The sequence below is a fragment of the Amycolatopsis sp. NPDC031561 genome, assembly GCF_055580625.1.
Genome location: NZ_JBVILA010000028.1, coordinates 32249 through 57552, shown reverse-complemented (window position 1 = coordinate 57552; position 25304 = coordinate 32249). Strand labels below are relative to the sequence as shown.

General features: G+C 69.4%; 29 protein-coding genes. 15 read left to right on the top strand and 14 right to left on the bottom strand.

Going from position 1 to position 25304, the window contains the following annotated elements:
* Window positions 1-62 precede the first annotated feature (62 nt).
* Both ACZ5IK_RS37695 and ACZ5IK_RS37690 read left to right on the top strand, forming a co-directional pair.
* Window positions 63-890 (top strand): Rossmann-fold NAD(P)-binding domain-containing protein, encoded by an 828-nt coding sequence (locus ACZ5IK_RS37695; RefSeq protein WP_465492041.1) that lies wholly within the window; start codon window positions 63-65, stop codon window positions 888-890.
* A 32-nt stretch (window positions 891-922) separates the two neighbouring features.
* On the top strand, window positions 923-1414 hold the full coding sequence (locus tag ACZ5IK_RS37690) for an anthrone oxygenase family protein (RefSeq protein WP_465492040.1): 492 nt from the start codon (window positions 923-925) through the stop codon (window positions 1412-1414).
* 142 nt (window positions 1415-1556) lie between these two features.
* Here the strand turns inward: ACZ5IK_RS37690 and ACZ5IK_RS37685 are convergent, their stop codons facing one another.
* The 3 genes from ACZ5IK_RS37685 to ACZ5IK_RS37675 are packed head-to-tail and all read right to left on the bottom strand — an operon-like array spanning window position 1557 to window position 4145.
* Complete coding sequence (locus ACZ5IK_RS37685; RefSeq protein WP_465492039.1) at window positions 1557-1745, bottom strand: hypothetical protein; 189 nt, start codon at window positions 1743-1745, stop codon at window positions 1557-1559.
* Between the two features lie 37 nt (window positions 1746-1782).
* The gene (locus ACZ5IK_RS37680; protein ID WP_465492038.1) at window positions 1783-3015 is read right to left on the bottom strand and encodes an RNA polymerase sigma factor; all 1233 of its coding nucleotides are present in this window, start codon (window positions 3013-3015) and stop codon (window positions 1783-1785) included.
* Window positions 3012-4145: a glycosyltransferase gene (locus ACZ5IK_RS37675; protein WP_465492037.1), complete on the bottom strand. Its 1134-nt coding sequence runs from the start codon at window positions 4143-4145 to the stop codon at window positions 3012-3014. Before ACZ5IK_RS37675 ends, ACZ5IK_RS37680 begins: the two co-directional genes overlap by 4 nt.
* Before the next feature lie 83 nt (window positions 4146-4228).
* Here ACZ5IK_RS37675 and ACZ5IK_RS37670 point away from each other — a divergent pair, with 83 nt between their 5' ends.
* From ACZ5IK_RS37670 to ACZ5IK_RS37650, 5 genes are read left to right on the top strand one after another with little or no spacing between them, the layout of a single operon-like run.
* Window positions 4229-5266 carry a hypothetical protein gene (locus tag ACZ5IK_RS37670; protein ID WP_465492036.1) on the top strand — a complete coding sequence of 346 codons (1038 nt, stop codon included), beginning with the start codon at window positions 4229-4231 and terminating at the stop codon, window positions 5264-5266.
* Between the two features lie 37 nt (window positions 5267-5303).
* A complete protein-coding gene (locus ACZ5IK_RS37665) occupies window positions 5304-5591 on the top strand; it encodes a hypothetical protein (RefSeq protein WP_101607858.1) in 288 nt (95 codons plus the stop codon).
* Entirely contained in the window at window positions 5588-6988 is a 1401-nt protein-coding gene (locus ACZ5IK_RS37660) for a hypothetical protein (RefSeq protein WP_465492035.1), read from the top strand. The genes ACZ5IK_RS37665 and ACZ5IK_RS37660 overlap by 4 nt, the downstream gene beginning before the upstream one ends.
* On the top strand, window positions 6972-7520 hold the full coding sequence (locus ACZ5IK_RS37655) for a hypothetical protein (RefSeq protein WP_465492034.1): 549 nt from the start codon (window positions 6972-6974) through the stop codon (window positions 7518-7520). Before ACZ5IK_RS37660 ends, ACZ5IK_RS37655 begins: the two co-directional genes overlap by 17 nt.
* Before the next feature lie 6 nt (window positions 7521-7526).
* The gene (locus tag ACZ5IK_RS37650; protein WP_465492033.1) at window positions 7527-7757 is read left to right on the top strand and encodes a hypothetical protein; all 231 of its coding nucleotides are present in this window, start codon (window positions 7527-7529) and stop codon (window positions 7755-7757) included.
* Window positions 7758-7876: 119 nt separating this feature from the next.
* Here the strand turns inward: ACZ5IK_RS37650 and ACZ5IK_RS37645 are convergent, their stop codons facing one another.
* Window positions 7877-8671, bottom strand: coding sequence for a TetR/AcrR family transcriptional regulator (locus ACZ5IK_RS37645; RefSeq protein WP_465492032.1), 795 nt, complete (start codon window positions 8669-8671; stop codon window positions 7877-7879).
* 69 nt (window positions 8672-8740) lie between these two features.
* Between ACZ5IK_RS37645 and ACZ5IK_RS37640 the strand changes: the two genes are divergently transcribed.
* Together ACZ5IK_RS37640 and ACZ5IK_RS37635 are read left to right on the top strand one after the other, a co-directional pair.
* Window positions 8741-11458 (top strand): DEAD/DEAH box helicase, encoded by a 2718-nt coding sequence (locus ACZ5IK_RS37640; protein ID WP_465492031.1) that lies wholly within the window; start codon window positions 8741-8743, stop codon window positions 11456-11458.
* Window positions 11455-12615: an SWIM zinc finger family protein gene (locus tag ACZ5IK_RS37635; RefSeq protein WP_465492030.1), complete on the top strand. Its 1161-nt coding sequence runs from the start codon at window positions 11455-11457 to the stop codon at window positions 12613-12615. The genes ACZ5IK_RS37640 and ACZ5IK_RS37635 overlap by 4 nt, the downstream gene beginning before the upstream one ends.
* On the opposite strand, the gene ACZ5IK_RS37630 is transcribed toward ACZ5IK_RS37635, so the two are convergent.
* From ACZ5IK_RS37630 to ACZ5IK_RS37605, 6 genes are all read right to left on the bottom strand, one after another.
* Window positions 12552-13199, bottom strand: coding sequence for a DUF4865 family protein (locus ACZ5IK_RS37630; protein WP_465492029.1), 648 nt, complete (start codon window positions 13197-13199; stop codon window positions 12552-12554). The two genes, ACZ5IK_RS37635 and ACZ5IK_RS37630, sit on opposite strands and share 64 nt — an antisense overlap.
* A gap of 195 nt (window positions 13200-13394) precedes the next feature.
* The gene (locus ACZ5IK_RS37625; protein WP_465492028.1) at window positions 13395-13826 is read right to left on the bottom strand and encodes a hypothetical protein; all 432 of its coding nucleotides are present in this window, start codon (window positions 13824-13826) and stop codon (window positions 13395-13397) included.
* Between the two features lie 134 nt (window positions 13827-13960).
* Window positions 13961-15580: an acyl-CoA dehydrogenase family protein gene (locus ACZ5IK_RS37620; protein ID WP_465492027.1), complete on the bottom strand. Its 1620-nt coding sequence runs from the start codon at window positions 15578-15580 to the stop codon at window positions 13961-13963.
* Window positions 15564-16169, bottom strand: a complete 606-nt coding sequence (locus ACZ5IK_RS37615) for a TetR/AcrR family transcriptional regulator (protein ID WP_465492026.1) — start codon at window positions 16167-16169, stop codon at window positions 15564-15566. Before ACZ5IK_RS37615 ends, ACZ5IK_RS37620 begins: the two co-directional genes overlap by 17 nt.
* A 32-nt stretch (window positions 16170-16201) precedes the next feature.
* Window positions 16202-16651 (bottom strand): peroxiredoxin family protein, encoded by a 450-nt coding sequence (locus ACZ5IK_RS37610; protein WP_465492025.1) that lies wholly within the window; start codon window positions 16649-16651, stop codon window positions 16202-16204.
* 41 nt (window positions 16652-16692) lie between these two features.
* Window positions 16693-17220 carry an RNA polymerase sigma factor gene (locus tag ACZ5IK_RS37605; protein WP_465492117.1) on the bottom strand — a complete coding sequence of 176 codons (528 nt, stop codon included), beginning with the start codon at window positions 17218-17220 and terminating at the stop codon, window positions 16693-16695.
* A gap of 140 nt (window positions 17221-17360) precedes the next feature.
* Between ACZ5IK_RS37605 and ACZ5IK_RS37600 the strand changes: the two genes are divergently transcribed.
* The 4 genes from ACZ5IK_RS37600 to ACZ5IK_RS37585 are packed head-to-tail and all read left to right on the top strand — an operon-like array spanning window position 17361 to window position 20075.
* Window positions 17361-17888, top strand: a complete 528-nt coding sequence (locus tag ACZ5IK_RS37600; protein WP_465492024.1) for a DinB family protein — start codon at window positions 17361-17363, stop codon at window positions 17886-17888.
* Window positions 17889-17900: 12 nt separating this feature from the next.
* On the top strand, window positions 17901-18668 hold the full coding sequence (locus ACZ5IK_RS37595; RefSeq protein ID WP_465492023.1) for an NAD(P)-binding domain-containing protein: 768 nt from the start codon (window positions 17901-17903) through the stop codon (window positions 18666-18668).
* Complete coding sequence (locus ACZ5IK_RS37590; RefSeq protein WP_465492022.1) at window positions 18665-19423, top strand: putative protein N(5)-glutamine methyltransferase; 759 nt, start codon at window positions 18665-18667, stop codon at window positions 19421-19423. The genes ACZ5IK_RS37595 and ACZ5IK_RS37590 overlap by 4 nt, the downstream gene beginning before the upstream one ends.
* A 10-nt stretch (window positions 19424-19433) precedes the next feature.
* Complete coding sequence (locus ACZ5IK_RS37585; RefSeq protein ID WP_465492021.1) at window positions 19434-20075, top strand: class I SAM-dependent DNA methyltransferase; 642 nt, start codon at window positions 19434-19436, stop codon at window positions 20073-20075.
* 1 nt (window position 20076) lies between these two features.
* Here the strand turns inward: ACZ5IK_RS37585 and ACZ5IK_RS37580 are convergent, their stop codons facing one another.
* Both ACZ5IK_RS37580 and ACZ5IK_RS37575 read right to left on the bottom strand, forming a co-directional pair.
* A complete protein-coding gene (locus ACZ5IK_RS37580; RefSeq protein ID WP_465492020.1) occupies window positions 20077-20916 on the bottom strand; it encodes a class I SAM-dependent methyltransferase in 840 nt (279 codons plus the stop codon).
* Window positions 20917-21003: 87 nt separating this feature from the next.
* Window positions 21004-21525 carry a DUF4303 domain-containing protein gene (locus ACZ5IK_RS37575; RefSeq protein WP_465492019.1) on the bottom strand — a complete coding sequence of 174 codons (522 nt, stop codon included), beginning with the start codon at window positions 21523-21525 and terminating at the stop codon, window positions 21004-21006.
* A gap of 641 nt (window positions 21526-22166) precedes the next feature.
* Between ACZ5IK_RS37575 and ACZ5IK_RS37570 the strand changes: the two genes are divergently transcribed.
* The gene (locus ACZ5IK_RS37570) at window positions 22167-23147 is read left to right on the top strand and encodes a tyrosine-type recombinase/integrase (protein WP_465492018.1); all 981 of its coding nucleotides are present in this window, start codon (window positions 22167-22169) and stop codon (window positions 23145-23147) included.
* A 1-nt stretch (window position 23148) separates the two neighbouring features.
* Here the strand turns inward: ACZ5IK_RS37570 and ACZ5IK_RS37565 are convergent, their stop codons facing one another.
* Window positions 23149-23532, bottom strand: a complete 384-nt coding sequence (locus tag ACZ5IK_RS37565; protein WP_184905013.1) for a hypothetical protein — start codon at window positions 23530-23532, stop codon at window positions 23149-23151.
* 66 nt (window positions 23533-23598) lie between these two features.
* Between ACZ5IK_RS37565 and ACZ5IK_RS37560 the strand changes: the two genes are divergently transcribed.
* Window positions 23599-24378 (top strand): glycerophosphodiester phosphodiesterase, encoded by a 780-nt coding sequence (locus ACZ5IK_RS37560; RefSeq protein WP_465492017.1) that lies wholly within the window; start codon window positions 23599-23601, stop codon window positions 24376-24378.
* A gap of 88 nt (window positions 24379-24466) precedes the next feature.
* Here the strand turns inward: ACZ5IK_RS37560 and ACZ5IK_RS37555 are convergent, their stop codons facing one another.
* Window positions 24467-25177 carry a transglycosylase family protein gene (locus ACZ5IK_RS37555; RefSeq protein ID WP_101607835.1) on the bottom strand — a complete coding sequence of 237 codons (711 nt, stop codon included), beginning with the start codon at window positions 25175-25177 and terminating at the stop codon, window positions 24467-24469.
* Window positions 25178-25304 lie beyond the last annotated feature (127 nt).

Sequence of the window (25304 nt, the reverse complement as noted above, 5' to 3'; positions counted from 1 at the left end):
GAAACATGGAACAGAGCCTTTGAACTATGTTCCGTCTCATTCTGAGGCGCTTGACTAGTGCCATGACAAACACGAAGAACACCGAAACGGTCCTGGTCCTCGGAGCGACGGGCAAGACCGGGCGCCGGGTCGCGCAGCAGCTGACCGAGCGGGGGATCGAGGTGCGGAAGGCCTCGCGGCCCGCGTTCGACTGGGACGACCGCTCGACCTGGACCGCCGCGGTCACCGGCGTCGGCGCGGCCTACCTGACCTACTACCCCGACCTCGCCTTCCCCGGCGCGGCCGAAGCGATCCGCGACTTCTCGAAACTGGCCGTGGAACACGGTGTCCGGCGGCTGGTGCTGCTGTCCGGCCGCGGCGAGGAGGAAGCCGTGGTCAGCGAGCAGGGCGTCCGTGACTCCGGTGCCGAGTGGACGGTCGTGCGGGCCAGCTGGTTCGCCCAGAACTTCAGCGAGCACTTCCTGCTGGAGCCGGTGCTCGCCGGCGAGATCGTGCTTCCGGCGGGGCAGGTGACCGAGCCGTTCATCGACGTCGAGGACATCGTCGACGTCGTGGTGACGGCACTGACCACCGACGGGCACGACGGCCGGGTGTACGAGCTGACCGGTCCCCGGTTGCTGGGTTTCGCGGACGTGGCGGCGGAAATCGGCAAGGCTTCGGGGCGGGATGTCCGGTACGTTCCGGTTTCCGCGGCGGAGTTCGCCGCGGGCGCGGCCGAACAGGGCGTGCCGGAGGAAGAGATCGAGGGCCTGACCGACCTGTTCACGCGGATCCTCGACGGCCGGAACTCCTCGCTCACCGGTGACGTCGAGAAGGTGCTGGGCAAGCCCGCGAGGGACTTCTCCGACTACGCCGCGAAGGCCGCGGCCACCGGGGTCTGGAATCGATGAAACGAACGGGAATCGGAAGGGAGGCGACGGGAATGTCCACGCTCAGCGAGATCGTCCTGATCGCGGCCGTCATCGCGGCGGGGTTGATCGCGGGCTTGTTCTACGCCTACACGTGCTCGGTCATGCCGGGACTGGCGCGGGCGGACGCACGGACGTACGTGACGGGGATGCGGGAGATCAACATCGCGATCCTCAACGGCTGGTTCGCGCTGAGCTTCGGCGGCGCGCCCCTGCTCGCCGCGGCGGCGGCGGCACTGCACTTCCGATCGGAGCTGCGGTCGGCGCTGCCGTGGATCATCGCGGGTTTCGTGCTGCTGCTGGTGATGCTGATCGTGACCATGGCGATCAACGTGCCGCTGAACAACGCGCTCGAAGCCGGCTTCGACGGCGCCAACACCGACTTCGAAGCGTTGCGGGCGAAGTTCGAGGGTGTCTGGGAACGGTGGAACCTGGTCCGCACCTTGGCCGCGATCGGCGGCTTCGGCGCTCTGGTGGGCGGGCTGATCGTGCACGCCCGCGCCTGATCCGCTCCGCGAGTGTCATGAAAGGGGCTTTCAGGACGAAAAACGTCTTGAAAGCCCCTTTCATGACATCGGGAGTCAGGCGCTCAGAGCCTCCCGAAGCAGCGAGGCGAAAGCAGCAGCCTCCCCGGCGAAACCGCCATGGTCACCCGGGAAGTGGGTCGGCTTCACCCCGAGAAGACCGGCGGCGAGGACGGCGGCCTCGTGCGCGGGCTGCCCGGCCGGGGCGGCGGGCGACGAGGTCGAATGCCTGCAGGCAGCCGGCGCTCGACGCGAAGACCGCCGCGGGCTCGTCGGTGACGCTGTCGAGCAGGCGCAGCGTGTCGTCGCCCACCCGACGAACGGCGTCACCGGTGACCGACATCCCGGCGTCAGGAGATTTCGGCGAGTTTCCCCGTCAGGTAGGCACGCTCGGCCTCGGTACCGGTGAGCGTCAGCGCTTCGCGGTAGGCCTCCGCCGCCTCCTCGAACCGGCCGAGACGCCGGAGCAGGTCCGCGCGGGTCGCGGCAAGCAGGTGGTAGCCGGGGAGACTTCCGTCCGCGGTGAGCTTGTCCACCAGTCCGAGTCCGGCCTCGGGGCCTTCGGCCATCGCCACGGCGACCGCGCGGTTCAACTCGACGACCGGCGAGGGCACGAAACGCAGCAGTTCCCCGTAGAGGGCGGAGATCTGGGCCCAGTCGGTGTCGGAAGCGCGGGCCGCGGTCGCGTGGCAGGCGGCGATGGCGGCCTGGATCTGGTACGGCCCCGGCACTCCCCGGTGGAGCGCGGTCTCCAGCAGTTCGGTGCCCTCGGTGATCTCGGCGGTGTTCCAGCCGCCGCGATCCTGGTCTTCGAGCGAGACGAGGGTGCCCTCGCCGTCGACCCGGGTGGCCCGGCGGGCGTCGTGCAGGAGCAGCAGGGCCAGCAGGCCGAGGACCTCGGGTTCGCCCGGCATCAGTCCGGCGAGGATCCTGGCGAGGCGGATGGCCTCCGCGGACAGGTCGGTCCGCAGCAGATCGGTGCCCGCGCTGGCCGAGTAGCCCTCGTTGAACAGCAGGTACAGCATCCCCAGCACGGCGGCCGTGCGTTCGGGCAGCAGATCCGACGGCGGCACGCGGTACGGGATGCCCGCGGTGCGGATCTTCCGTTTCACCCGGACCAGGCGCTGCGACATCGTCGCCTCGGAGACGAGGAAGGCACGGGCGATCTCGGCGGTGGTGAGCCCGGCCAGCGTCCGCAGTGCGAGCGCGACCTGGCCTTCCATCGGCAGGGCGGGGTGGCAGCAGGTGAAGATCAGCCGGAGCCTGTCGTCGTGGAGGCCGCTCTCGTCCCATTCCGGCTCGGCGGGCGCGATCAGTTCGGCGGCTTCCCGCAGTTTCTCCGCGCCGACGGCTTCCCGCCGGATCCGGTCGGTGGCACGGTTGCGCGCGGTCGTGGTCAGCCAGGCACCGGGTTTCGCCGGGACGCCGTCGCGGGGCCAGGTGCGCAGCGCGAGCGCGAACGCCTCCTGGACGCATTCCTCGGCCAGGTCCCAGTCGCCGGTGACCCGGATCAGCGTCGCGAACACCTGACCGGACTCCTCTCGGAACGCCCGGGTGATCGCGGTGTCGAGCTCGGTGGTCACCCGAGCAACCCCTCGAGCAGCGGAACGGTCTTCTCCGGCGGCGGGTACGCGGTGACCTCGTCCCGTAGCCGCTCGGCCACGTCCCGATAGGACGGTTCCCGCAGCGCGGAGGTCACGGCGTCACGGATGTCCTCGGGTGTCGCGTGGATGACGTCGAGGACGGTGCCGAGCCCCAGCTCGGTGACGCGGTCGCCGTTGTGGGGCTGGTCGGCGCCCATCGGCAGCAGGACCATCGGCAGTCCGTGCGCGAGCGCGCCGAGCAGACTGCCCGAGCCGCCGTGGCTGATGACCGCGTCGCAGTACGGGAGGACGTCGTCCTGCGGCAGGTACTTCGCGAGGTGAATGTGGTCCGGCTGCGGGCCGAACTCCGCGGGGTCGAGGAGGTTCCCGACAGTCACCACGCAGGCCGCCTCGACCTCCCGCAGGCCTGCCAGCACCCGGGTGAACAGATCGCCGGACTCGGTGTTGAAGATCGTGCCGAGGGTGAAGTAGAGCGTCGGCTGTCCTTCGACGTGCCACTCCGGCGCCGGTCCACGGCAGGGGACGGGTTCGTGGAAGGGCTGCGCGGTCGGCGGCAGTGGGAAGCGGGGATCGCGGAAGCTCATGGGGAACGGGGAGAGTACGAGATGGCGGTAGGCCATCTCCAGGTCCCGTTGCGGGGGCAGCCCGTGGGCGGCGCGGACCTCGTTGAGCGCGTCGTCGACCAGATCGGGGCGGATGAGGGCACCGGCGGCGGTGACCAGGACGGTCGCGTGAGGGAGACCGAGCCGTTCGGCGACGATCATCGCGCCGTGATCGGCTTCGTCGCAGACGAGTAGATCGGGTGCCCATTCCGCGCACAGGGCCGAGACGTCCTTTGCGCGCAGGGGTGTGGTGCGGCGGACGAAACCGTCACGGAGGTCGGCGTCTTCGCGGTCCCGGTCGACGGGGAGCAACGGGTGCCGTTCACCCTTGCTGCCGAGGTTGGGGCCTGACGGGAACGCGGGGAAACCGGCGGTCTCGACGATCGGGACCATCATCGGCTCGCCGGTGAACGCGACGATGTGGCCCGCCTCGACGAGCGCGCGGGCGATCGGGAGAAGTGGTCGGAAGTGACCGTTGCCGCCGGCGAAAGTGAAGAGAACACGCACGAAGTCGACCCTATCGGCGGGTCCGACGGTTTTCCCGGCGTTGCCCCGCTTCGCACCCCACGGGGCAGCGCTACCCTGCTGCGGTGATCGATACGGACGCCGACGAGGTCCGGCTGTGCGCGCTGGAAGGCTGCGAGAGCCCCTTGCCCCCGCCCGCGGTGGACGCCGAGGGAAGACGCAAGGGCGGGCGGCCGTCGGCCTACTGCAGTAAGACGCACGCCGACGCCGCGTCGCGGGCCCGCCGTGCCGCCGCGGTGGCGAGCGTGGCCGATCCCTTGCTCGAGGTCCGCCGCATCGCCGACGAGTTCACCCCGGCGGCCGCGTCGCTCGTGGAACTGCTGGACGCGATGCGCTCGCGGTTCGACGACGCCGCCGAGGCGGCGCTGGGCCGGGTCACCGAAGCCGAGACCGAGGCTGCCGCGGCCAAGCGCGAGGCCGAGGACGCCCAGCAGGCGGCGGCGAAGGCCGACACGGCGCGCGCGACCGCGCTGGCCGCGTCCCGGGACGACAAGATGGCCAAGGCCAAGGCGGAACGTACCGCCGAGCAGGCTTTGAAGGACGCCGAGGAGACCCGTCAGCGTTCGTGGACCGAGATCGCCGCCCATGAACGGGCCCGAGGCGCCGCGGAAGCCGCGACCGTGGCGGCCGAACGCGCCCGCGACGCGCTGGTCTCCGATCTCCGGACCCTGCGTGAGGACTTCGCGGCCGTCCGGGAGGAAAAGACCCAGCTGACAGCGGATCTGGGTGAGCGGGACACGGCGCTGGCCCGCGCGGTGGCCGAACTCGAAGCCTTGCTGGACCGGCTCGACGAGGCGAAGGCCCGGGTGACGGTGTCCGAAAAGGACTGTGTCGCCGCACGGGCGGAATCCGCCGTCCTGCGCGGAGATCTGGACCGCGTCCGGGCGTCACTCGCGGAAGAACACACGGCCAGGAGCCTCGCCGAGGCGCGAGCGACAGCGCTGGGCGAGGAACTGGAGCGGGCGCAGGCTCGCGCGGTCGCCGATCAGGCGCGGTACGACGACGTCGTCCGGCAGCTGGCCGAACTCGCCCGTCCGCCGGTGGTGGAGGAAGCGCCCGCTCTCTCGCCCGAATCGGGTGTGGAGGCCTCGGAGCTCAAGTAGAGTCCGCTGACCTATCCAGGGTTGGGGGTCGCGGGCGGTGAGCGGGTACGAGGTCGAGATCGGTCAGCTGCGGAACGCGGCCAAGGCCGCGGGATCCGCCGCGGACCAGGCCAGGGGCGTGGAACCCGGTACAGGCTTGGACGCGATAGCGACGGCGTTGCCGGGTGGGGACGCGGCGAAGAGCGCGCCCACTCTGGCCTCGACGTTCAACGAGCGCGCGAAGGGGCGGGCCGACGAGATCGACCGGTGGAGTGAATCGATCACGGCGGCCGCGAAGGCGTACTCCGAAAACGAGCGCTCCGCGGAAGAGGCTTTCGGGGAATGACGGTCGGCTACGACGACGTCCGCAAATGGGACGCTGAGGCGCTCAACGCGTCGGCCACCAACCTGAGTGGGCGGCGGGACAAACTGATCGGGCTGCAGGACGAACTCGACGACGCCAGGAAGCTGCCCGATTGGCACGGCCCCGCCGGTGAGCGCGCCCGCGGTTCGCTGGGAGACACGCGGGACAAGGCCGAGATCCTGATCGCGGAGTTGTCCGCTGTCGAACGCGGCCTGCAGAACGCGTCGGACGACGTATCCGCTCTGAAGACCCGGGTCGCCAACAACGACTCCCTCGCCGACACCTACCAGTTCCGCATCGCCGCGGACGGCGCGATCGTGGACGGCAAGCCCGCCGACCCTCCGCCGAAGTCGCGGTTCGAGGCCGAAGACCGCGCCGAGACCGCGCGGCACCGCGAAACCATCAGGAAGCAGCTGGAGCAGGAAACCAAGGCGATCCTCACGACGGCGAACAACATCGACGCCGCCCTCGCCAGGGTGATGCGGCTGGCGCAGGACGGCAAGATCAGCGACCACGGAGCGACCACCCTGGCCGGCGCCAAGAAGGGCGGCGAGATCGACGCCCAGGTGGTCGAGATGGAACAGGCGTTGCGCGACGCCGGGCTGCTGAGCGGGCCGCCCGCGTCCGGCCACTACCGGCAGTGGCTCGAGAACGCCGTCCTCCGGGGTGTTCCGATCGACACGATCAAGAAGATCGCCGACGAACACGACATCACGCCGGAGGACTTCGAGATCCTCGACGGGATGGAAGAGGTCCGCGAGGACGAGGACGGCGACGGGACCTTCAAGTCGTACTTCCTGATGCCGACCGACATCAGCGGGGACGACGCCGCCAAGGCGGTGCGGATGACCTACGTCATGAACGCGGGCACCGACTACGGCACCGAAGGCGAAAAGACCGACTTCGCGCCGACCCCGTACGGATCCGAGGAACTGCGGCGGATCACCGAGCGGCAACGGGAGAACTCCTGGAGCTACGACGACGACGTCGGCTTCGTGCACGACAACGGCGGGCGGCTGGTGACCACCCCGAACGGCATGATGATGGGGCTGGGCGGGAACCTCGTCCAGGATCAGTTCAGCCAGCGCGGCGGGACGACCTGGGGCGACACGTTCATGCTGAACATCGACGACTCGAAGGACCCGGCACAACAGCTTCGCGAGGTCGCGAAGTCGGGCCACGCCTGGTACGAGGACGACAACGGCGCGTCCCAGGGGTCGCTCGACATGGACCGGCTGCTGCACCACGAAGAGCGCCACTCCCAGCAATGGGGGCGCGAAGGTTATACGGGTTTCCTCGCCTCCTACGCGTGGGAGCAGGTCACCGGCGGCAACGAGACCGAGGAAGACGCTGGACTGTCCGATGGCGGATACCATTAAGTGGCCGCGCGCCGCCTGCGCCGCCTTGCTCGTGGTGGCGGTGGCCGCGTGCGACACCAAGGCGCAGTTCGCGCCGTCGCTGCCGCCCGCGGCCGGGTTCCGCGTCGACGGCGGCATCCTGAAACTGTGGACCGGCACCCCGTGCGAGGGCGTCACCGGTCTGAGACTGACCTTCGACTCCGGCACCCAGCAGAGCACGGAACAGGTGTGGACCGCGCCGCGGCCGGGGGTGCAGGTGGAACGCCTGGACCTGCTGAGAACCGGCGGGGGATCGTCGCCGGACGGGCCTCTCCAGGTGCGGACACCGTTGCCCACTGGCTACGACTGGACCAAGGCGGGCTCGGTCGCCGTCGCCGTCGACGGTCCTAAAGCGAACGGTGCCAAGGCCGACGTCGCCCAGGTGCTGCGCGAGTCGGCCCAGCACCCGTCCGGAAGCTACCTGTTCGGTGAGCGCGGCTGGATGGACGGCACGGACGTCCAGCGCGAGAACCGGAAGTCGTTCCTGACCGTCTGCACTCCCGACCTGGAGTGATGTTCTATGGACAGGCCAGTTATCCGGCGCGTCGTGCTCGGCGCGTTCGTCTGCGTCGCCGCGGTGATCGTGCTGCTGGTCGGCACGGCGGTGCTCAGCGCCACCGGTGTGTCCTCCGATCCGCACGGCTACGGAATGTTCGCGGGAATCCTGTTCGCGGCGGTCCTGACACCGGTCGCGCTGGCACTGTGGCTGCTGTACCGCTGGCTGCTACGACGCCGCGAGCGTCCTTATTGAGGGGAAGGCCACTGTGGCGGGCGGCGGGATAAAGGCGTCTTTCACAACATCGCCGGTGCCGCGCAAGAAGAATCCGGCGCCTCGTGAGTGGTAAGGACGGTTCTAACCGTCCTTACCACTCACGAGGGCAGCTCCCGTTCCGAGCCTTGCGCCTCCCCGGTCACCAGCTGCTCGACCCCGTCCAGGATCCGCGCCAGCCCGAACCGGAAGGTGTGCAGCGGCGCGCTCGCCGCGCCGTGCGCCTCCCCGGCCGCCTGGCCGATCCGCGCCGCCAGCGGGAACAGGCCCGCGTCGGCTTCCGGGATCTCCGCGAGCACCGGGGCACTGGCCGTCCACCACTCCAGGTCTGTCAGCCCGGACCGCCGCACGAGACTCGCCGATTCGACCGAACCCCGCGCGATGCCCTGGACGAAGCCGTTGACCATCGCGACCACGGCGTCCATCTCCAGATCGGTGAGCCCGATGGCGTCGACGGCGCCCAGTTCGCGTTCGTGCTTGGTGAAGGTGTGCGGGCCGAGGGGGAGACGGCTGGTGGTGAGCTGGAGCATCCACGGGTGCCGGTGGTACATCGCCCAGGCGTCCTCGGCGAGGATCGTCATCGTGGCCCGCCAGTCGTGACTCGGCTGCGGGTCGGTCAGCTCGCCGTGCACCCGGTCCATCATCAGGTCGAGCAGTTCCGCGCGGCTGGGGATGTAGGTGTAGATGGACATGGGGGAGACGCCGAGTCTCTCCGCGCCCCGGCGCACCGACAGCGCGGTGATCCCCTCGGCGTCGGCGAGTTCGATCGCGGCGGTGACGATCTCCTCGACCGTGAGCTTCGGCTTGGGGCCGCGGCGAGGTTTCTCCCGCACGCCCCAGAGCAGCTCGATGGTTCGTCGTGGATCGCCCGTGCCGGTGTGGTCCGCGTCCGTCATCCTGCTTCTCTCTACGGTGTACAGAGTTGTGCTATCCTGAACTGTACACCGTACAGAGATTGGGGTTGAGTGACGTCTCACGACGGTTTCGACAGTGTCGCGTTCGAACCGAAGATTCCGGCCCGGACCAGCGGATTCGTCTTCTGGAACGCCGAGGGGGGCACGCCGGGAACCGGGGAGGTGACAGTAGCCCTCCCCGAGGTCGCCACAGTCCCCTGTGTCCGGCTCCCGATGTCCGAAGCGCTCCCCGCCCTCCTGCGACTGCGCACGAGTGACGACTCCTCGGCGCGCTTCTGGAGCACGGCCGCCGCGGCGGCGTTGAAGCTCGCCGAGGCGGGCAGGCTACTTCCCGGGGTCACGGAGTCCGATGTGGACGCCTGGCGCGCGGGTCCTTTGGAGCCCGCCGATGCGGCCTGGTTGCGTGAACTGTCCGAGGCGATGCCGGCGCGGGCACGGGCGATCCCGGGCGACGGGAACCTGCTGCCCGCCCGGTATCCGCTGCTGCGCGCGTTCCTCGACGCCGTCGCCGACACCCTTCCTCGCACGCCCGCGGCCGCGCAGGCGGCAGGCGTCAAAGCCTTCGCCGCCGCGCCCTCGCATCGTGTCCCGCCGCTGCGGGACTGGGCTGCCGAGGTCGCGGCCGGGCTGGACTCCGGGGTCCGGGTCTCGGTGCGGATCGAGGCACCCGGCGACGATTTCACCAGCGGCCGCTTCACCGGGGTCGTCCAGGTGCACAGCCTCGCCGATCCGGGCGTCCTGATCGACGCCGCCGCGCTCTGGTCCGGCGACGACCGCTTCGGCCCGAGAGCCCGCATCGACGTGATGCTGGCCCTGCGCCGCGCGGCCCAGCTGTGGCCGCCGCTGGAACCTCTGCTCGGCGCGGCGGTCCCCGACGAGGTCGGGCTCCGCGACACCGACATCACCGAGCTGCTCACCACGGCCGCTCCCGTGCTGGCCACGGCGGGCATCGACGTGCACTGGCCCGCCGATCTCGCCCGTGACCTGAGCGCGAAAGCCGTCGTCGGCGGTGGTGACGCACCGCCGGACGACCTCCCGTCCTTCTTCGCAGGCGGCACCCTGCTGCAGTTCGACTGGCAGCTGGCCCTCGGCGGCGCACCGCTCACCGCGGCCGAGATGGACGCGCTGGCCGAGGCCCACCGGCCCGTCGTGCGGTTGCGCGACCAGTGGGTCCTCGTCGACCCGGCACTGGCGGCCAAGGCCCGCGATCGCGCCCTGAAACCACTGACCCCGATCGACGCGCTCGGCGCCGCCTTGAGCGGGACGGCCGAGGTCGACGGCGAACGCGTCGACGTCCTCACCGACGGGTGGCTCGCCGCCTTGCGGGAACGGCTGCTCGCGCCGCCGGAACCGCAGGCCCCGCCCCGGGGATTGGCCGCGACCCTGCGCGACTACCAGTTGCGCGGGCTGCAGTGGCTCACCGCCATGACGTCGATCGGGCTCGGCGGCTGCCTCGCCGACGACATGGGTCTCGGCAAGACGATCACGCTGATCTCGCTGCACCTGCACCGCGCGCAAGGCCCGACGCTGGTCGTCTGCCCGGCGTCGCTGCTGGGGAACTGGGAACGGGAGATCACCCGGTTCGCCCCCGGTGTCCCGGTGCGACGGTTCCACGGCACCGAGCGCTCGCTCGACGAACTCGGCGACGGATTCGTGCTCACGACCTACGGCACCCTGCGCGTCGACCCGGGACCGCTGGGAGGCGTCCACTGGGGACTCCTGGTCGCCGACGAGGCCCAGCACGTCAAGAATCACCGCTCCGGCACGGCGAAGGCGTTGCGGACGCTGACGTCGTCGGCCCGGGTGGCGTTGACGGGCACCCCGGTGGAGAACAATCTCTCCGAGCTGTGGGCGATCCTCGACTGGACCACGCCCGGGCTGCTGGGCACCATGGCCGACTTCCGCCGTGTGTGGGCGAAACCGGTCGAGTCCGGAAAGGACCCCGAGGCCGCGGAACGGCTGTCCCGGCTGGTGCGGCCCTTCCTTTTGCGCCGCCGTAAATCCGATCCGGGGATCGCACCGGAACTGCCCGCCAAGACCGAAACCGACCGGCCGGTGACGCTCACCGCCGAACAGGCCGCCCTGTACGAGGCGACGGTGCGCGAACTGATGGCCGAGATCGCCGACAGTGAGGGCATCGCGCGGCGCGGCCGGATCGTCAAGCTCCTCACCGGGCTCAAGCAGATCTGCAACCACCCCGCGCAGTACCTCAAGGAACCGTCGGACGCGGTGCTGGACGGCCGGTCGGGCAAGCTCGAACTGCTCGACGAGCTCCTGGGCACGATCCTCGCCGAGGACGGCGCGGTCCTGGTGTTCACGCAGTACGTCGCCATGGCACGGCTGCTGGAACGACATCTCGCGCAGCGCGGCATCGCCACCCAACTGCTGCACGGCGGCACTCCGGTGCCCAAACGCGAAGAACTCGTGCGCCGGTTCCAGGCCGGTGAGGTCCCGGTGTTCCTGCTGTCGCTCAAGGCAGCCGGGACCGGGCTCAACCTCACCCACGCCGACCACGTCGTGCACTACGACCGCTGGTGGAACCCCGCCGTGGAGGACCAGGCGACCGACCGCGCGTACCGGATCGGGCAGACCAGGCCAGTGCAGGTGCACCGGCTCATCGCCGAGGGCACGGTCGAAGACCGGATCGCGGCGATGCTGCGGGAGAAGCGCGCGCTCGCCGACGCGGTGCTCGCCGGCGGCGAGGCCGCCCTGACCGAACTGACCGACGCGGAACTGGCCGACCTGGTCGAGTTGAGGAGTCGCCGATGAGCACGCCCGACGATCGCGTCCGCGGCTTCCCCGCCTTCGGGGCCCAGGGCGGACACGGCCAGTTCGCCCGCTCGTGGTGGGGCCGCGCGTGGATCAACGCGATGGAGGACACCGCGCTGGACCTGCGGCAGCTCAAACAGGGCCGTAAGTACGCCGCCGGGGGCCGGGTCGGCCCGATCACCGTCAGCCCCGGGCGGATCGGCGCCGTGGTCGACGACCAGGAAGGCCAGTACCGCACCGAGGTCCGCCTCGCGGAACTGACCGACACCGAATGGGACCGCTTCCTCGACAGGGTCGCTTCCCGTGCCGGGCATCTCGCGGCGTTGCTGGACCGGGACATGCCGCACGACCTCGTCGAAGCGGCCGACGACGCCGGGGTGCATCTGCTGCCCGGGATCGGCGACCTCGACCCGGACTGCGACTGTCCCGGCTGGGAACTGCCGTGCCGTCACGCCGCGGCGCTGTCGTTCCAGGCCTCGTGGCTGCTCGACGCGGATCCGTTCGTGTTGCTGTTGATGCGTGGCAAGGGGGAGCGGGAGCTCCTCGACGAACTGCAGTGGCGCAACGCGCCTCGGTTCGTGCGCACCGGGGACGACGACACACCTGCGGAGCGGGCCTACGCCGACGAGCCCGGCCCGTTGCCGGACCTCGCCGGGTTCGCGCCCGCCGGAGGACCGACCGTGCCCGGGGCGCCCGGCATCCCCGCGGAGACCTTCGCCCTGCTGGCCGCCAACGCGAGCCAGGCGGCGGGCGCGCTGCTGACGTCGCAGCCGAAGCTCACCCGCAAACAGGACGCCGTCCGTCTCGCCGCGACCCGTCCGGAGACCGCCGATCGGCTGCGCCCGGCCGAGAACGGTGCGGAGTTCGACCGCGCGGTGCTCGCCTGGCGGCACGGCGGCCGGGCCGGTCTCGACGTCCTGGAGACCGCGTGGACACCGCCGCCGCAGGCGATGGGCCGCGCACGGGCCGCCTTCACCGAAGTGGTCGACGATCCCGGCGAGGGCCTGGACGTCGAACGCAACCAGTGCACCGTCCACGGGACGGGGGTGCAGGTGCGGCTGGGCAAGGACGGACTCTGGTACCCGTACCGGGATCAGTGGCCCGCCGGGCCGCCCGAAACCGATCCCGGCGCGCTGTTCGCCGCACTGCTCGGCTGATCCCACTGCCGTCCTCGCCGCAGCTCGTCCAGCTGCGGCGAGGACAGGTGGAGGATCCGGTACCGGACCTCGTCCGACTCCGGCGCCTGGTCACGCCACAGGCTGTAGCGCACCACTTGCCAGGTCCGCGGATCGACGGCCAGCGCCCCCGAATGCGCGCCGTCCTGTCGCAGGTGCTCGCGAAGCCCGTCGAGAGCCTCGCCCAGGAAGGCGACCGGGTCGGTCTCGGCGGGGATGGGCACGACGTGCTTTCCCGCCGCCACGGGGGGAATGCCGAATGCCGGTCCCTCCTCGAACCCGAGCACGGTCCAGTGCTGCACCTCGGGACGCCCGAACGAGTCGACGATGCCGCTGAACGGGCCGCCGAACAGGAAGGCGTTCATCCCGGCTTCGTCGTGCCACAGATAGAAGGGCGAGTACTGGTTCAGCGTCGAGCCGTCGACGCCACGCTCGCGGATCCCGTACACCTTCAGCCCCAGGCCGCCGAAGTCGTCGAGCAGATGCCCGCGAGTGGCGACGCGCTCGCGGATGATGCCCATGTCGTAGTCGGCGGGGAGGGTGATCTCGTACTGCATCGCATGCATGCCGTACATACTAGTAGGTACAGAGCTACCTTCGCCGTAGTCCGGTCTGGTAGCGACCCGGGGTTTCCCCGACGACGGCGACGAAGGCCTCGATGAAGCTGGTGGGGTTCGCCCAGCCCAGCCGCGCCGACACCGTGGTCACCGCGTGCCCGTCCCCGAGGAGGACGAGGACGTAGCCGGGCTGAACTGATCCCGCTACTTCTTGCTGAGCCGGATGATCCCGTCACCGTCCCGCACCGCGACGACGACGATCACCTGCCGGTTGATCTGATGGACCATCCCCGGCGGACCGGACACCGCCTCGCCCATCCCGCCGGAAGCGGGCGCGAGACCCACCTTCCCGGCCTGGATCGTCACCGAGAGCGGCCCGGCTCCGCCGTCGTTGGGGATCTGATCGCCGGTCCGCACCAGCACTTCGCACTCCCCGTCACCGCAGGCCTTCAAGTCCCGTCCGTCCGCCGCGACGAACGGCGTGCCGGACGGGGCCGCCGCCTCCATCATCGGCACACTCTCGGTCGAAGGCCTCGGACTCGCCGCGGCGAAGATCGGCGTCGGCTCGGCCGACCCGCAACCGGCGGCGAACAGCGCGAGGGGAACCAGGGCCAGGCATCTTCGGCGATCGACCATGACCGACGAACGTAGCCGACTCACACGGCCCTGGATGCACCCGAATTCCGCAATCCTGCGGCTGTTTGCAGTGCTCGGAGCCGGTCCGGCCGGGGTAATCGGCACCACGTGGTCGTGCGGACACTGAGCGTCTATCAGACCTCGGCACGGGCGATGATCGCCCGGGTGTCCACACCGGACGGCAGCGTCCCGAACGCGACACCCCAATCGCCACCCAGCCGCGACGCGCAGAACGCGTCGGCCACCGCCGGCGCCCCGTGCCGCACCAGCAACGAACCCTGCAACACCAGCGCCATCGACTCGACCAGCCGCCGCGCCCGGTACTCGATGTCCGACAGATCGGACAGTTCCTTGCGCAGCCTGCCCACCGCGTCGTCCAGCCGCGCGTCGGCACCGGCCGCCTGCTCGACCTCCGTGAAGTACGCCGCCACCGACTCCGGCTGCTTCGCCATCGCCCGCAACGCGTCCAGCGCCGCGACGTTGCCCGAGCCCTCCCAGATCGACATCAGCGGAGCCTCGCGATAGAGCCGCGGCATCCCCGACTCCTCGACGTACCCGTTGCCGCCCAGGCACTCCAGCGCCTCCACCGCATGCGAAGGACCGCGCTTGCACACCCAGTACTTCGTCACCGCCAGCCCCAACCGACGGAACGCCTGCTCCTGCTCGTCACCCGGCCGGTCGGTGGCCGCCGCCAGTCGCATCCCGACCGTCGTCGCCGCCTCGGACTCCACGACGAGGTCCGCCAGCACGTTGCCCATCAACGGCTGATCCAGCAGGTTCGCCCCGAACGCACGACGATGCCGCGCGTGGTGCACCGCCCGCACCGCGCCGTACCGCATCCCCGACGCGCTCCCGACCGCGCAGTCCAGCCTGGTGTTGTTCACCATCTCGATGATGGTGCGCACCCCGCGACCTTCCTCGCCGACCAGCCATCCGATCGCGTCGTCGTACTCGATCTCCGACGACGCGTTGGACCGGTTACCCAGCTTGTCCTTCAGCCGCTGCAACCGGATCCCGTTGCGCGAGCCGTCCGGCAGGACGCGGGGGAGAAGGAAACACGACAGCCCACCCGGCGCCTGGGCCAGCGTCAGGAACATGTCCGACATCGGCGCCGAGGTGAACCACTTGTGCCCGACGATCACATAGCTGCCGTCGGCGAGCGGCCGCGCCGTCGTCGTGTTCGCCCGGACGTCGGAACCACCCTGCTTCTCCGTCATCGACATCCCGGCGATCAGCCCGCGCTTGGAACTCGGCTCACGCAGCCCGAAGTCGTACTCCGTCGACGCCAGCAGCGGCTCGTACCGCTCGGAAAGCTCAGGATTGAACCGCAACGCCGGAACGGCCGCGTACGTCATCGAAATCGGGCACGTATGCCCCGCGTCGACCTGACCCCAGACGTACATCTTCGCCGCCCGCGCCGCGTGCGCACCCGGCCGGGCATCCCGCCACGGCGTCGCGTGCAGCCCGTGGGACACCGCGACGTCCATCAACTCGTGCCAGTACGGGTGGAACTCGACCTCGTCGATCCGGTTCCCGACCCGGTCGTGCGTCCGCAGCACCGGCTCGTTCTCGTTGACCAGCCTGCCCCACTCCTGGGCCTGCTCGCTCCCGGCCAGCCTGCCGAGGGCGTGCACCTCCGCCACCGCCCAGCCCGCACCCGCCCGCTCCAGCCCCTCCAGCAGAGCCGGATCAGCGGCGGCGTCGTACTCCGCCAGCGGCGGCACCTGGTTGGTGACCTCATGAGTGACCGGCATCGGAACCTCCCAAAGAACGCAGGACAAAGGTGCGCAGCCCGGACACCTCGTCCGCACTGCCGGTGGTCAACGGGCCGATCAGCACCTCGGCCGCCGCCCCCACGAGCGCCGCCGCGGTGACGTCGGCGTCCTGAGCGGGGAACACCCCGGACCGGACACCGTCGGCCACGTGCTGGGCCACGACATCGCGGAACGCACGCCGGAACACCAGGCGCTCGGCCTCGATCGGCGCGTCGACGGGCTCGGCCAGCAGCGCGTACGCCATCCGCGGCGTCTTCAGCGCACGGCTCGCGAAGGTGTCGAAGACCGCCACGACCCGCTCCGCCGGCGTGCCGGGCCGCTCCGACACCGCGCGCACCGCCTCGACCTCACGCGTGACGACCTTCCGGAACAGCTCCACGACCAGCGCGGCCTTGGTGGGGAAGTGGCGGTACACACTTCCGACCGCCACCCCGGCCCGCTCCGCGACCGCCGACACCGAACAACCCGCGTACCCGCGCTCGGCCAGCTGCTCCATGGCAGCGGCGAGGACGGCGTCGCGCTGGGCGTCCAGGCGCTCCTGGACCTTCGGTGTACGGCGATACGGCACTCAAGAAGTGAAGCACTGATTCACACCTTCAGTCAACGCGTGCGAACCAGCTCCTCGATCGCCTTCGCGATGCCCTTCCTGTCATAGGCAGCGGTGGGCAAGGTCGCCCCGTGCGCATGGCGGACCACCCCGTCCCGCCCGATCAGCACGCTCCCGGACTGCTGCAGGGCACCGAACACCTTCTTCGCCAACCCGACGGCCTCGTGCGGCGTACCGCTACGACCGGTCACCACCTGGAGCGACAGCCCACGCTTCGCCCGCCAAGCCGCCGCCTCGGCCCGCCCCTCCGGAACGACGAACAGCACACGCACATCGGCGAGCTTCGCGAGGTCCTTCACATGGCCATTGCATACCGGGCACGTGGTCGAGCGCATGAAGTAGAGCAGCACATCGTCCGTACCGCGGAAATCCGACAGCCGGACAACCTTCCCGGCGGTGTCCTCCAGAGCGAGATCAGGCGCCATGGATCCGATTTCGAGCATGAAGACTCCTCAAGAGATAGAGCAGGAAAAGAGAAAAGAGGTCAGCGAACCTGCAACAGCGCCCGGACCGTCGCCCGCGCCCGATGCAGCCGGGACTTCATCGCGGGAGCGCTCAACCCGAGCGCGTCGGCGACCGCCCGGCCCGAATACCCCTGGACGTCACGCATGATCAAGACGCGACGCTGATCGGCAGGCAACTCCGCGATCGCCGCGGCCACCCGCCGCGCCTCCAACCGCTGCAGAGCGTCCTCCTCCGCCGAGACCACCGCATCGGCACCCATCAGCTCGTCACCACGCCACGCCCGCCGAGCCCGGCGAAGACACTCGTTCCGCACGATCCGAAACATCCACGACGCCAGCGCCCCGGAAGCACGCAAAGTGCCGATCTTCCGGTACAGGACGATCAGCGCCTCCTGCGCGGAATCCTCCGCGTCCTCCGGCGAAGCGCACAGCGAACGCGCGAACCGCTGCACATGCGGATGGGAACCCGAGACCAGAGCGGCGATAGCGAACTCGTCCCCGCCCTGCGCGGCCACGATCAAAGACTCCCTCGGCCACTCGGCCCCCACCACAACCCCTCCTCCCACGCCGAGCTCGTCCCGGCCCCTACAAGAGCCGCCACCCCGGCGAAAGGATTCAGCCCGCCTCACGTGACCTCGCTCACGCCCCCGACGCGCGGCTCACCACAAACCCCTTGTCACCCGATGGCATGATCGCCGCTATGACATGGACCGCCCCCGAGGTGACCCGTCCGTCCGGCGACACCGCCGCCGACGAACGCATCCTCCTGCCCTCCCTGCTGGCGTGGCACCGCAGCACCTTCCTCGGCAAATGCGCCGGCCTCACCGGAGAACAGCTCGCCCAGGCGTCGGTCCCGCCCTCGAACCTCACCCTCCTCGGCCTCATCCGCCACCTGGCCAAGGTCGAACGCATCTGGTTCCGCCTCCGCTACACCGCACAGGACATCGAACCCCTCTACGACCCCACCCTCGGCAAGGACCACGACTTCGAAGTCCTCGACGCCACCAAAGCCGAAGAGGCCTACAACACCCTCCTCGAAGAAATCCGCCTGGCCGACGAAGCCGCCGCCGACGGATCCCTCGACGACACCTTCGACCTCCGCGGCGACCCCTTCTCGCTCCGCATGCTCTACGTCCACATGATCGGCGAATACGCCCGCCACAACGGCCACGCCGACCTCATCCGCGAACGCATCGACGGCGACACCGGCGCCTGAGCAGGAGTGACCATGGACTACGGATTCATCGGCGCGGGCGAGATCACCGCCGCCATCGTCGAAGGCCTCAGCAAGGACATCGCCGAGCCGCCCTCGATCTTCCTCTCACCGCGCAGCCGCAGCGTCGGACAAGAACTCTCGGCACGCTTCGCCAACGTCGCGGTCTGCGACAACAACCAAGCCGTCGTCGACAGCGCCACGACCATCATCCTCGCCGTCCGCACGCCGATCGCCGAGGAAGTCCTCCGCGACCTGACCTTCCAGCCCGGCCACGTCCTGATCAGCGCCCTCGCCGGCGTCCGCCTCGAGCAACTGCGCGAGTGGGCCGCACCGGCAGGCGAAGTCGTCCGAAGCATCCCGCTGCCCCCGGCATCCCGCCGCCAAAGCCTCACCGCCATGTACCCCGACAACGCCGAAGCACGCGCCCTCTTCGACAGCATCGGCGGCAGCGTCGTCCCCGACGCCGAAAAAGACCTCGAAATCTTCAGCGCCGCCACGGCCACCTTCGCCGCCCACCTCGACTACCTCGGCACCATCGCCGCCTGGATGGCCGACCAAGGCATCGAAGACACCACCGCCACCGCCTTCACCAGCCACATCTTCGGCCAACTCGGCCAATCCCTGCTCCAGCAGAACGGCTCCCTCGAAACCCTCGTCGGCAAGCACATGACCCCCGGCGGACTCAACGAACACTTCCTCACCGACCTGCGCACCAACGGCGTCCCCGACACCGTCCGGCAGGCCCTCGACGGCATCCTCACCAGGCTGCGGGACAAGTGACGATCATCGACCGGCTGCGGGCGGCCGGGTGCGTCTTCGCCGAAGACGAAGCCCGGCTCCTCGCCACCGAAGCCCGCACACCCGCGGAACTCGACACCATGATCGAACGCCGCGTCGCGGGCGAACCCCTCGAAGTCATCCTCGGCTGGGCGGAATTCCACGGACTCCGCATCGTCGTCGAACCCGGCGTCTTCGTGCCACGCCAACGATCCGAACTCCTCGTCCGACACGCAGTCACCCTCGCCCGACCAGGAGCGGTCGTCCTCGACCTCTGCTGCGGCACCGGCGCGCTCGGCGCCGCCATCGCCGCCGAACTCGGCGAAATCCGGCTCTACGCGGCCGACATCGAGCCCGCCGCCGTCCGCTGCGCCCGCGCCAACGTCGCCGACGCCGGGGGAGAGGTGTTCGAAGGCGACCTCTACGCACCCCTACCCGCGTCGCTGCGAGGCCACGTCGACCTCCTCGTCGTCAACGCGCCCTACGTCCCGACGGACGCCATCGCGATGATGCCGCCCGAGGCCCGCGACCACGAACCCCGCATCGCACTCGACGGCGGGCAGGACGGCGTCGATGTCCACCGGCGTGTCGCCGCGGAAGCTTCGCACTGGCTCGCGCCGGGCGGGCACCTCCTGATCGAAACAGGGGAGAGCCAGGCCGCGAGCACAGCGGAAGCCATGGCACACAACGGATTGACGCCCGAAGTGATCACCGACGACGAGCTGTACGCGACGATTGTTGTCGGTGCCGGGGGATAGGGTCCCCGCCGTGACCGACTACCTCCAAGTGACCCGAACCGCCTACGACATCGTCGCGGCCGACTACGCCGAACTCCTCCGCGACCACCTCGCCGGCTCCACCTGGGATCGAGCCATGCTCGGCGCCTACGCGGAACTCGTCCAAGCCGCCGGCGGCGGCCGCGTCGCCGAAATCGGTTGCGGTCCCGGCCGGATCACCAACTATCTGCACGGCCTGGGGCTCGACATCCGCGGCGTCGACCTCTCGCCGGAGATGATCGCCGTCGCCCGGAAGTGGTACCCGCACCTGGACTTCGAAATCGGGGAGATGCCCGGTTTGTCCATTGAGGACGGAGCGCTGGCGGGCGTCGTCGCGTGGTACTCGATCATCCACACGCCACGGGAGCGGCTGCCGGAGATCTTCGCCGACTTCCACCGGATCCTCGCCCCAGGCGGACATCTGCTGGTGGCGTTCCAAGTCGGCGACGAAGTGCGCCACATCGAGCACGCCTACGGGCACGACATCTCCTGCGACGCGTACCGGCTCGCGCCGGAGAAGATCGCCGAGCAACTGGGGGAGGCGGGGTTCGGCGTGCTTTCCCAGCTCGTCCGGGAGCCGTCCGAAGAATTCGAGAGCAGCCCGCAGGCCTATCTGATCGTCCGCAAGAAGTAGCTCAAGGACGCCGGGCCTCGATGAGCCAGGCCGCCGAGCCGTAGAAGACGCCTCGGTCGGTCTGGTGTTCGGCGAGGTCGGCGCGCAAGGTCTCGACGGCCTTGGCGCGCGTGGTCTCGTCCAGGTCGCTCAGCCGTCCGCCGTGCTGCTCGACGATGAACTCCGCCGCGTCGTCGACGTCCTGACCGAAGTACATCGGCTTGTCCACCGCGGTCGACCGGACGTCGGTGTAGCCGGCGGAGCTCAGTAGTTCTTCGGTTTCGAGCGGATCGCTGAGCGCGAGATTCGAGGTCGGCACCTCACGGCCCGCGGCGAAGATCGTCCGGAAAGTGGTGATCCATTCGTTGAGCCGCAACGGTTGCCACGTCAACAGGACCAGACGGCCGCCAGGCCGCGTCGCACGGGCCAGGTTGGCGAACGCGGCCAGGGGAGTACCGAAGAACATCGACCCGTGCCTGCTGATCACCACATCGAAGCCGCCCTCGGGGAACGGATGGACCTGAGCGTCCACCTGTTCGAACGAGACGTTGGGAACACGTTCCTGTTCGGCGAGCCGACGGGCGACACTCAGCATCTCGCTGGAGAGGTCCACGCCGAGCGCGGAACCGGCAGTGGCTTGCCCCGCGGCGTCCCGTGTTGTCTGGCCGGCGCCACAGCCGACGTCGAGGACGTTGTCGGTCGGCTGGATGTCGGCCGCAGAGAAGAAGGTGTCGCGGTACGCGGCGACGCCGTCGTTGAAGCGTTGTGCACGCTTCGCCCAGAGCGCGCCGTCGTTGCCGTCCCAAGCCTGCAGCATCCGCTCGTTGGACGGGTCGACGCGCACAGCGGTGTTCTCGGACATTTCGTCTAACCCCCAAGTTGGATCCGGGGAAGACCCTAGCGCGAGGTCCTCACAGAACGCTCCTGGCCTGCAGGGGAGTAGCGGTTTCTACGAGGTCCAGTAGGCCAGCCAAGCATCCAGCGCCGGTCCGGGCGGGTTGAGCCGAGTAGCTCGGTCGACGTTTTCCTCGTCGCCAGGAACGACCTCGACCAGGGCCAGTACGTCCGCCCGAGCCTCGCCGACACCGAACAGCCCTTCATCAGCCAGCCTGCGCAGCGCTGTCTCCATCGCACGCAGCCGAAGAGCGAACTCCGCGTCGGACGCGTCGTCATCGGCGATGTCGAACACCGCCGGCCGGGCGGCGAACAGCTCGCGGACAGGCTTCAGATACTGCTCACCCTGGATCGAAAACGGCGAATCGGCGTAGGAGTAGCGGATGTCGTCAGCATCCGATCGCTGTGCCAGCGCCTCGCGCGACCACGCCGACAGCGCCGGACCGAACGCCTCGCCGGGCGTGGTCAGCGTGACGTAGTAGAAGGTTTGGCCGGGGTTGCCGCGGAACAGATCCGAGACAGCGGCACGAGCGGCCGTGGTCAACGCGTCCGTGAGGTCCGCTTCGGTCGGAATCACCAGGGCATCGAACCACACGTCCGCGTGGCCAACGCGGGCTCGATCAGGCCGAGCGAGTCAGGGGCCGGTTAGGTCACCTTCTCAGCCTTACTTGACATAATGTACATTATCGGCACTTTGGCTGACCTGGATAACGAAGCCCGAGAGGGGTTTCTGACGTGAGCTGAAGGGGCCTTTCGTCGCATGTCACGCAGGGAAAGCTCCCTTCGTCGCGTGCCATGCGGGCATGGACCCCTATCAGCCCTCCCTAAACCCAGCCACCCCTTGGTCTCCTGAAGCGGTCAGGGCACCCCCGGCGACTCGAAACGGATGACCGATCACCCAAGCCCATTACGTCACTGTGACGAATCAATCCAGGCGTCTCGGTCGTTGATGATCAACGGAGGCGTCCAGCGACAGCTCGCCACACATGACCCGCCCGATCCAGGCCGCCTAGAGCTCGAGGTCTCCCGGGTGGCTCAGGTGTCATGAAAGGGTCGTTCAGGACAAAAAGCGTCAGGAACGACCCTTTCATGACGTTCGGAGGGCAACGAGCGGACCAGGATCCCCCGCGGGAGGCTTTCGGACCCGTCACTCCGTTTCATGCATAATCACTATTATGCATGAAAAAGAATATAACCCAGTGTAAGACTGTCGGTGTCATGCGGTACAAGGTTCTCATGAGGGTCTCCGAGGCACAGCAAGCCTTTTTCGCCGCACGTCGTCCCCGTAAGGATTCTCCTCACACCACCGACGCCTACCGCCGCGACCTCGCCGGCATCACGGAGCTTCTGCTCCGCGAGTCGAACCGCTCCCCTGACGAACTTACCGTCGAGATGCTCACCGCTCAGGCACTCCGGAACGCCTTCGGTGCCTTCGCGGACACGCACGCCAAGAGCTCGGTCCTGCGCGCGTGGTCGACCTGGAACCAGTTCCTCACCTTCTGTGTGTCCGACGGTCTGCTCGCGGGCAACCCGATGGGCGCGGTCGCCCGGCCGAAGGCTCCGCCGTTGACGCCGAAACCGTTGCGGGGCGAGGAAACTCCGGAGCAGCTGCTCGCGGCCGCCGCCGATGGTTCCCGCCGGACGCGGGATCCGTGGCCGGAGCGGGACGTCCTGGTGATCGCGCTCGGCCTGGTCGCCGGACTGCGTGCCGCGGAGATGCGAGCCCTGACCACGCGGTCGCTGGTCGGCCGCCAGGGTGAGATGCGGCTGCACGTTCACGGCAAGGGAAGCCGCGACCGGTCGATCCCGGTCCAGCCGATCATGGAGAAGATCATCGAGGAGTATCTGGCTTCCTGTCGCCGTCGCTTCGCGCAGCAGCGGTTCGGGCCCTCCACTCCCCTCCTCCGGGATCGTGCCGGCGAGCCGATCGGCCGCGGCGCACTGGAGTACCTTGTCAAATCCTGCTACCGGTGGGCGGGGCTGCACGACCGCGTGCCGGTCGGGGCGAACCTGCACGCGTTGCGGCACACGTTCGCGACGCGGCTGGCCGAGGACGGTGCGACGGCGTCGGAGATCATGGCGCTGCTGGGGCACGCGAGCTTGGCGACCAGTCAGAACTACATCGAGGCGACAGGGCGGGAACAGCGGGCGGCGGCCGCGAGCAACCGGACGTATCGGGCGCTGGACGGGATCTTGTAGGTCAGCGGAGCTGCTCGAGGTCCTTGGCCGCCTGGGCGATTTCGTCGGCGAGGCCGCGAAGTTCGGCCAAGGACGCTCCGTCGTCGGCCGCGGTGACGACGTCCTCGGCCGCGCAGCGGAGTTGGAAGAGCCTGTCCTGCAGAGCGGCGATCTCGGTGTCGGAGAGGACGACGGCGTCCTCGGGGAGGCCGCTGCGCTGGAGGGCGGTCCGGCGCTCGTAGGCCCGCTGGCGACAGGATTGCCCACAGTAACGGCGGCGCCTGCCGACGTTGCCGCCCTGTTCGAGTCGCCTGCCGCACCATCCGCAGTGCTTGGGTGCCCCCGCGCGACGTAACTCGGACACCTCTTCGGCGGACGTCTTCGGGTGCTCGGCCACTTCCCTCACGGGTCAGACCCTAGCTGGCCATCGGACGCTCACGCCGGGGCCACGACCGAAGTGCACACTAGTGGGGTGTCGACACTGTTTCCGTACCTCGCCGATCCGCTCCCGCGTGCCTTCGCCCATCGGGGCTGGCATCTCGGTGACCTGGAAGGGCTGGAGAACTCGCTCCCCGCCTTCCGACAGGCGGTGACGGAGGGTTATCGCTATCTCGAGACGGACGTGCACGCGACCTCGGATGGCGTGGTGGTCGTGCACCACGACGCTTCGCTGGACCGGACGACCGATGGTGCGGGGTTGATCTCCCGGCAGACGTGGGCGCAGCTGCGGAACGTCAAGATCGGGGGCCGGGTGCCGTTGTCGCGGCTGGAGGACGTCCTCGAGGAGTTGCCGGAGGCGCGGTTCAACATCGATGTGAAGTCGAACGAGGCTGTCGCGCCTTTCGTGCGGACGATCGAGCGGACCGGGGCACACGACCGGGTCGCGGCGGCGTCGTTCTCCGACGCGCGGCTGGCGCGGATCCGGAAGCTGGCGGGGCCGAAGCTGGTGACGGCGATGGGACCGCGTTCGGTGGCGGTGATGTGGGCGAACGGGTTCCTGCCACTGATCTCGCTGCGGGCGTTGTCGCGGGGTGCGATGGCGCAGGTGCCGGTGCGGCAGGGGCGGTTGAAGGTGGTGGACCGGTCGTTCCTGCGGCTGGCGACGCGGACGGGTTTCGAGGTGCACACGTGGACGGTGGACGATCCGGCGGAGATGCGGTCGCTGCTGGATCTGGGGGTACACGGGATCGTGACGGATCGGCCGGATCTGCTGCGTGAGGTGCTTCAGGAGCGGGGCGCTTGGCCTTCGTGACTCGCCTGCCGCTCCGCTCGCGCTATGAAAGGCGCGTTACTTGCAAATTTTGCAAGTAACGGGCCTTTCATAGCATTGGGCGGAAGGGTTACCGCGGTGGTTTGCCGCTCCAGGCCGCGTCCCAGGTCTTGGGTCCGAGACGGCCTGAGTCGTTGATGCCGTTGGCTCGCTGGAGGGCGAGGACGGCTTCGCGGGTCTTCTCGTAGTAGCAGCCGGTTCCGGTGAAGCCGTAGCCATAGGCGTTCATCCGCAGTTGGAACAGCTTGAGCGGTGCCGCGCAGTCGCCGTAGGCGTAGACGACGCCGGGCCAGGCCGGTTTTGGGCCGCCGGGCGGTGCTGGCGGGGTGGGCTTCGGCTTGGGCGGGGGCGGCGGGGCGGGTTGTCCTCCCCCGCCGATGTAGGCGGAGTCGTCGTAGGACGGGACGCGTTTGCTGCGGCCGTCGCCGTCGTTGCGGAAGCCGAGTTTGCCGGCGCATTCCCAGGGTTGCCAGCCGCGCATGCGGTAGAGGTAGAGGGCCCGGTAGTCCTGTTCGCGGGGGCTGGCCTGGTCGGGTCGTCCCTGGCCGCCGACGCTGCGCCAGGTGGGCAGGTCGAACTGGTAGGCGCCGTAGTAGCCGTTGCCGGTGTTGATGTTGTAGCGCCCGCTCGATTCACACATGCGGAGCTTGGCCCAGTGGGAGCCGTGGGGATCCGCGGCGGCGGATCCGGTGGTGGCGATCTGCAGGCCCGTCACGGCGAGGGCGAGCAGGAGCGTTCTCGCCACTACGCGGTGTGCTGTGCGAAGGCGATGGGTCCTCATGAGCGGAACAGTAAATACCGGACACTTGCTTCACAAGAGTCACAACACAACCACCAGCCTCACACGAAACACACGTCGACCGTGGCAGCGACACGCCGACGATGGTCGGGAAGGTGGCCGGGAAGAG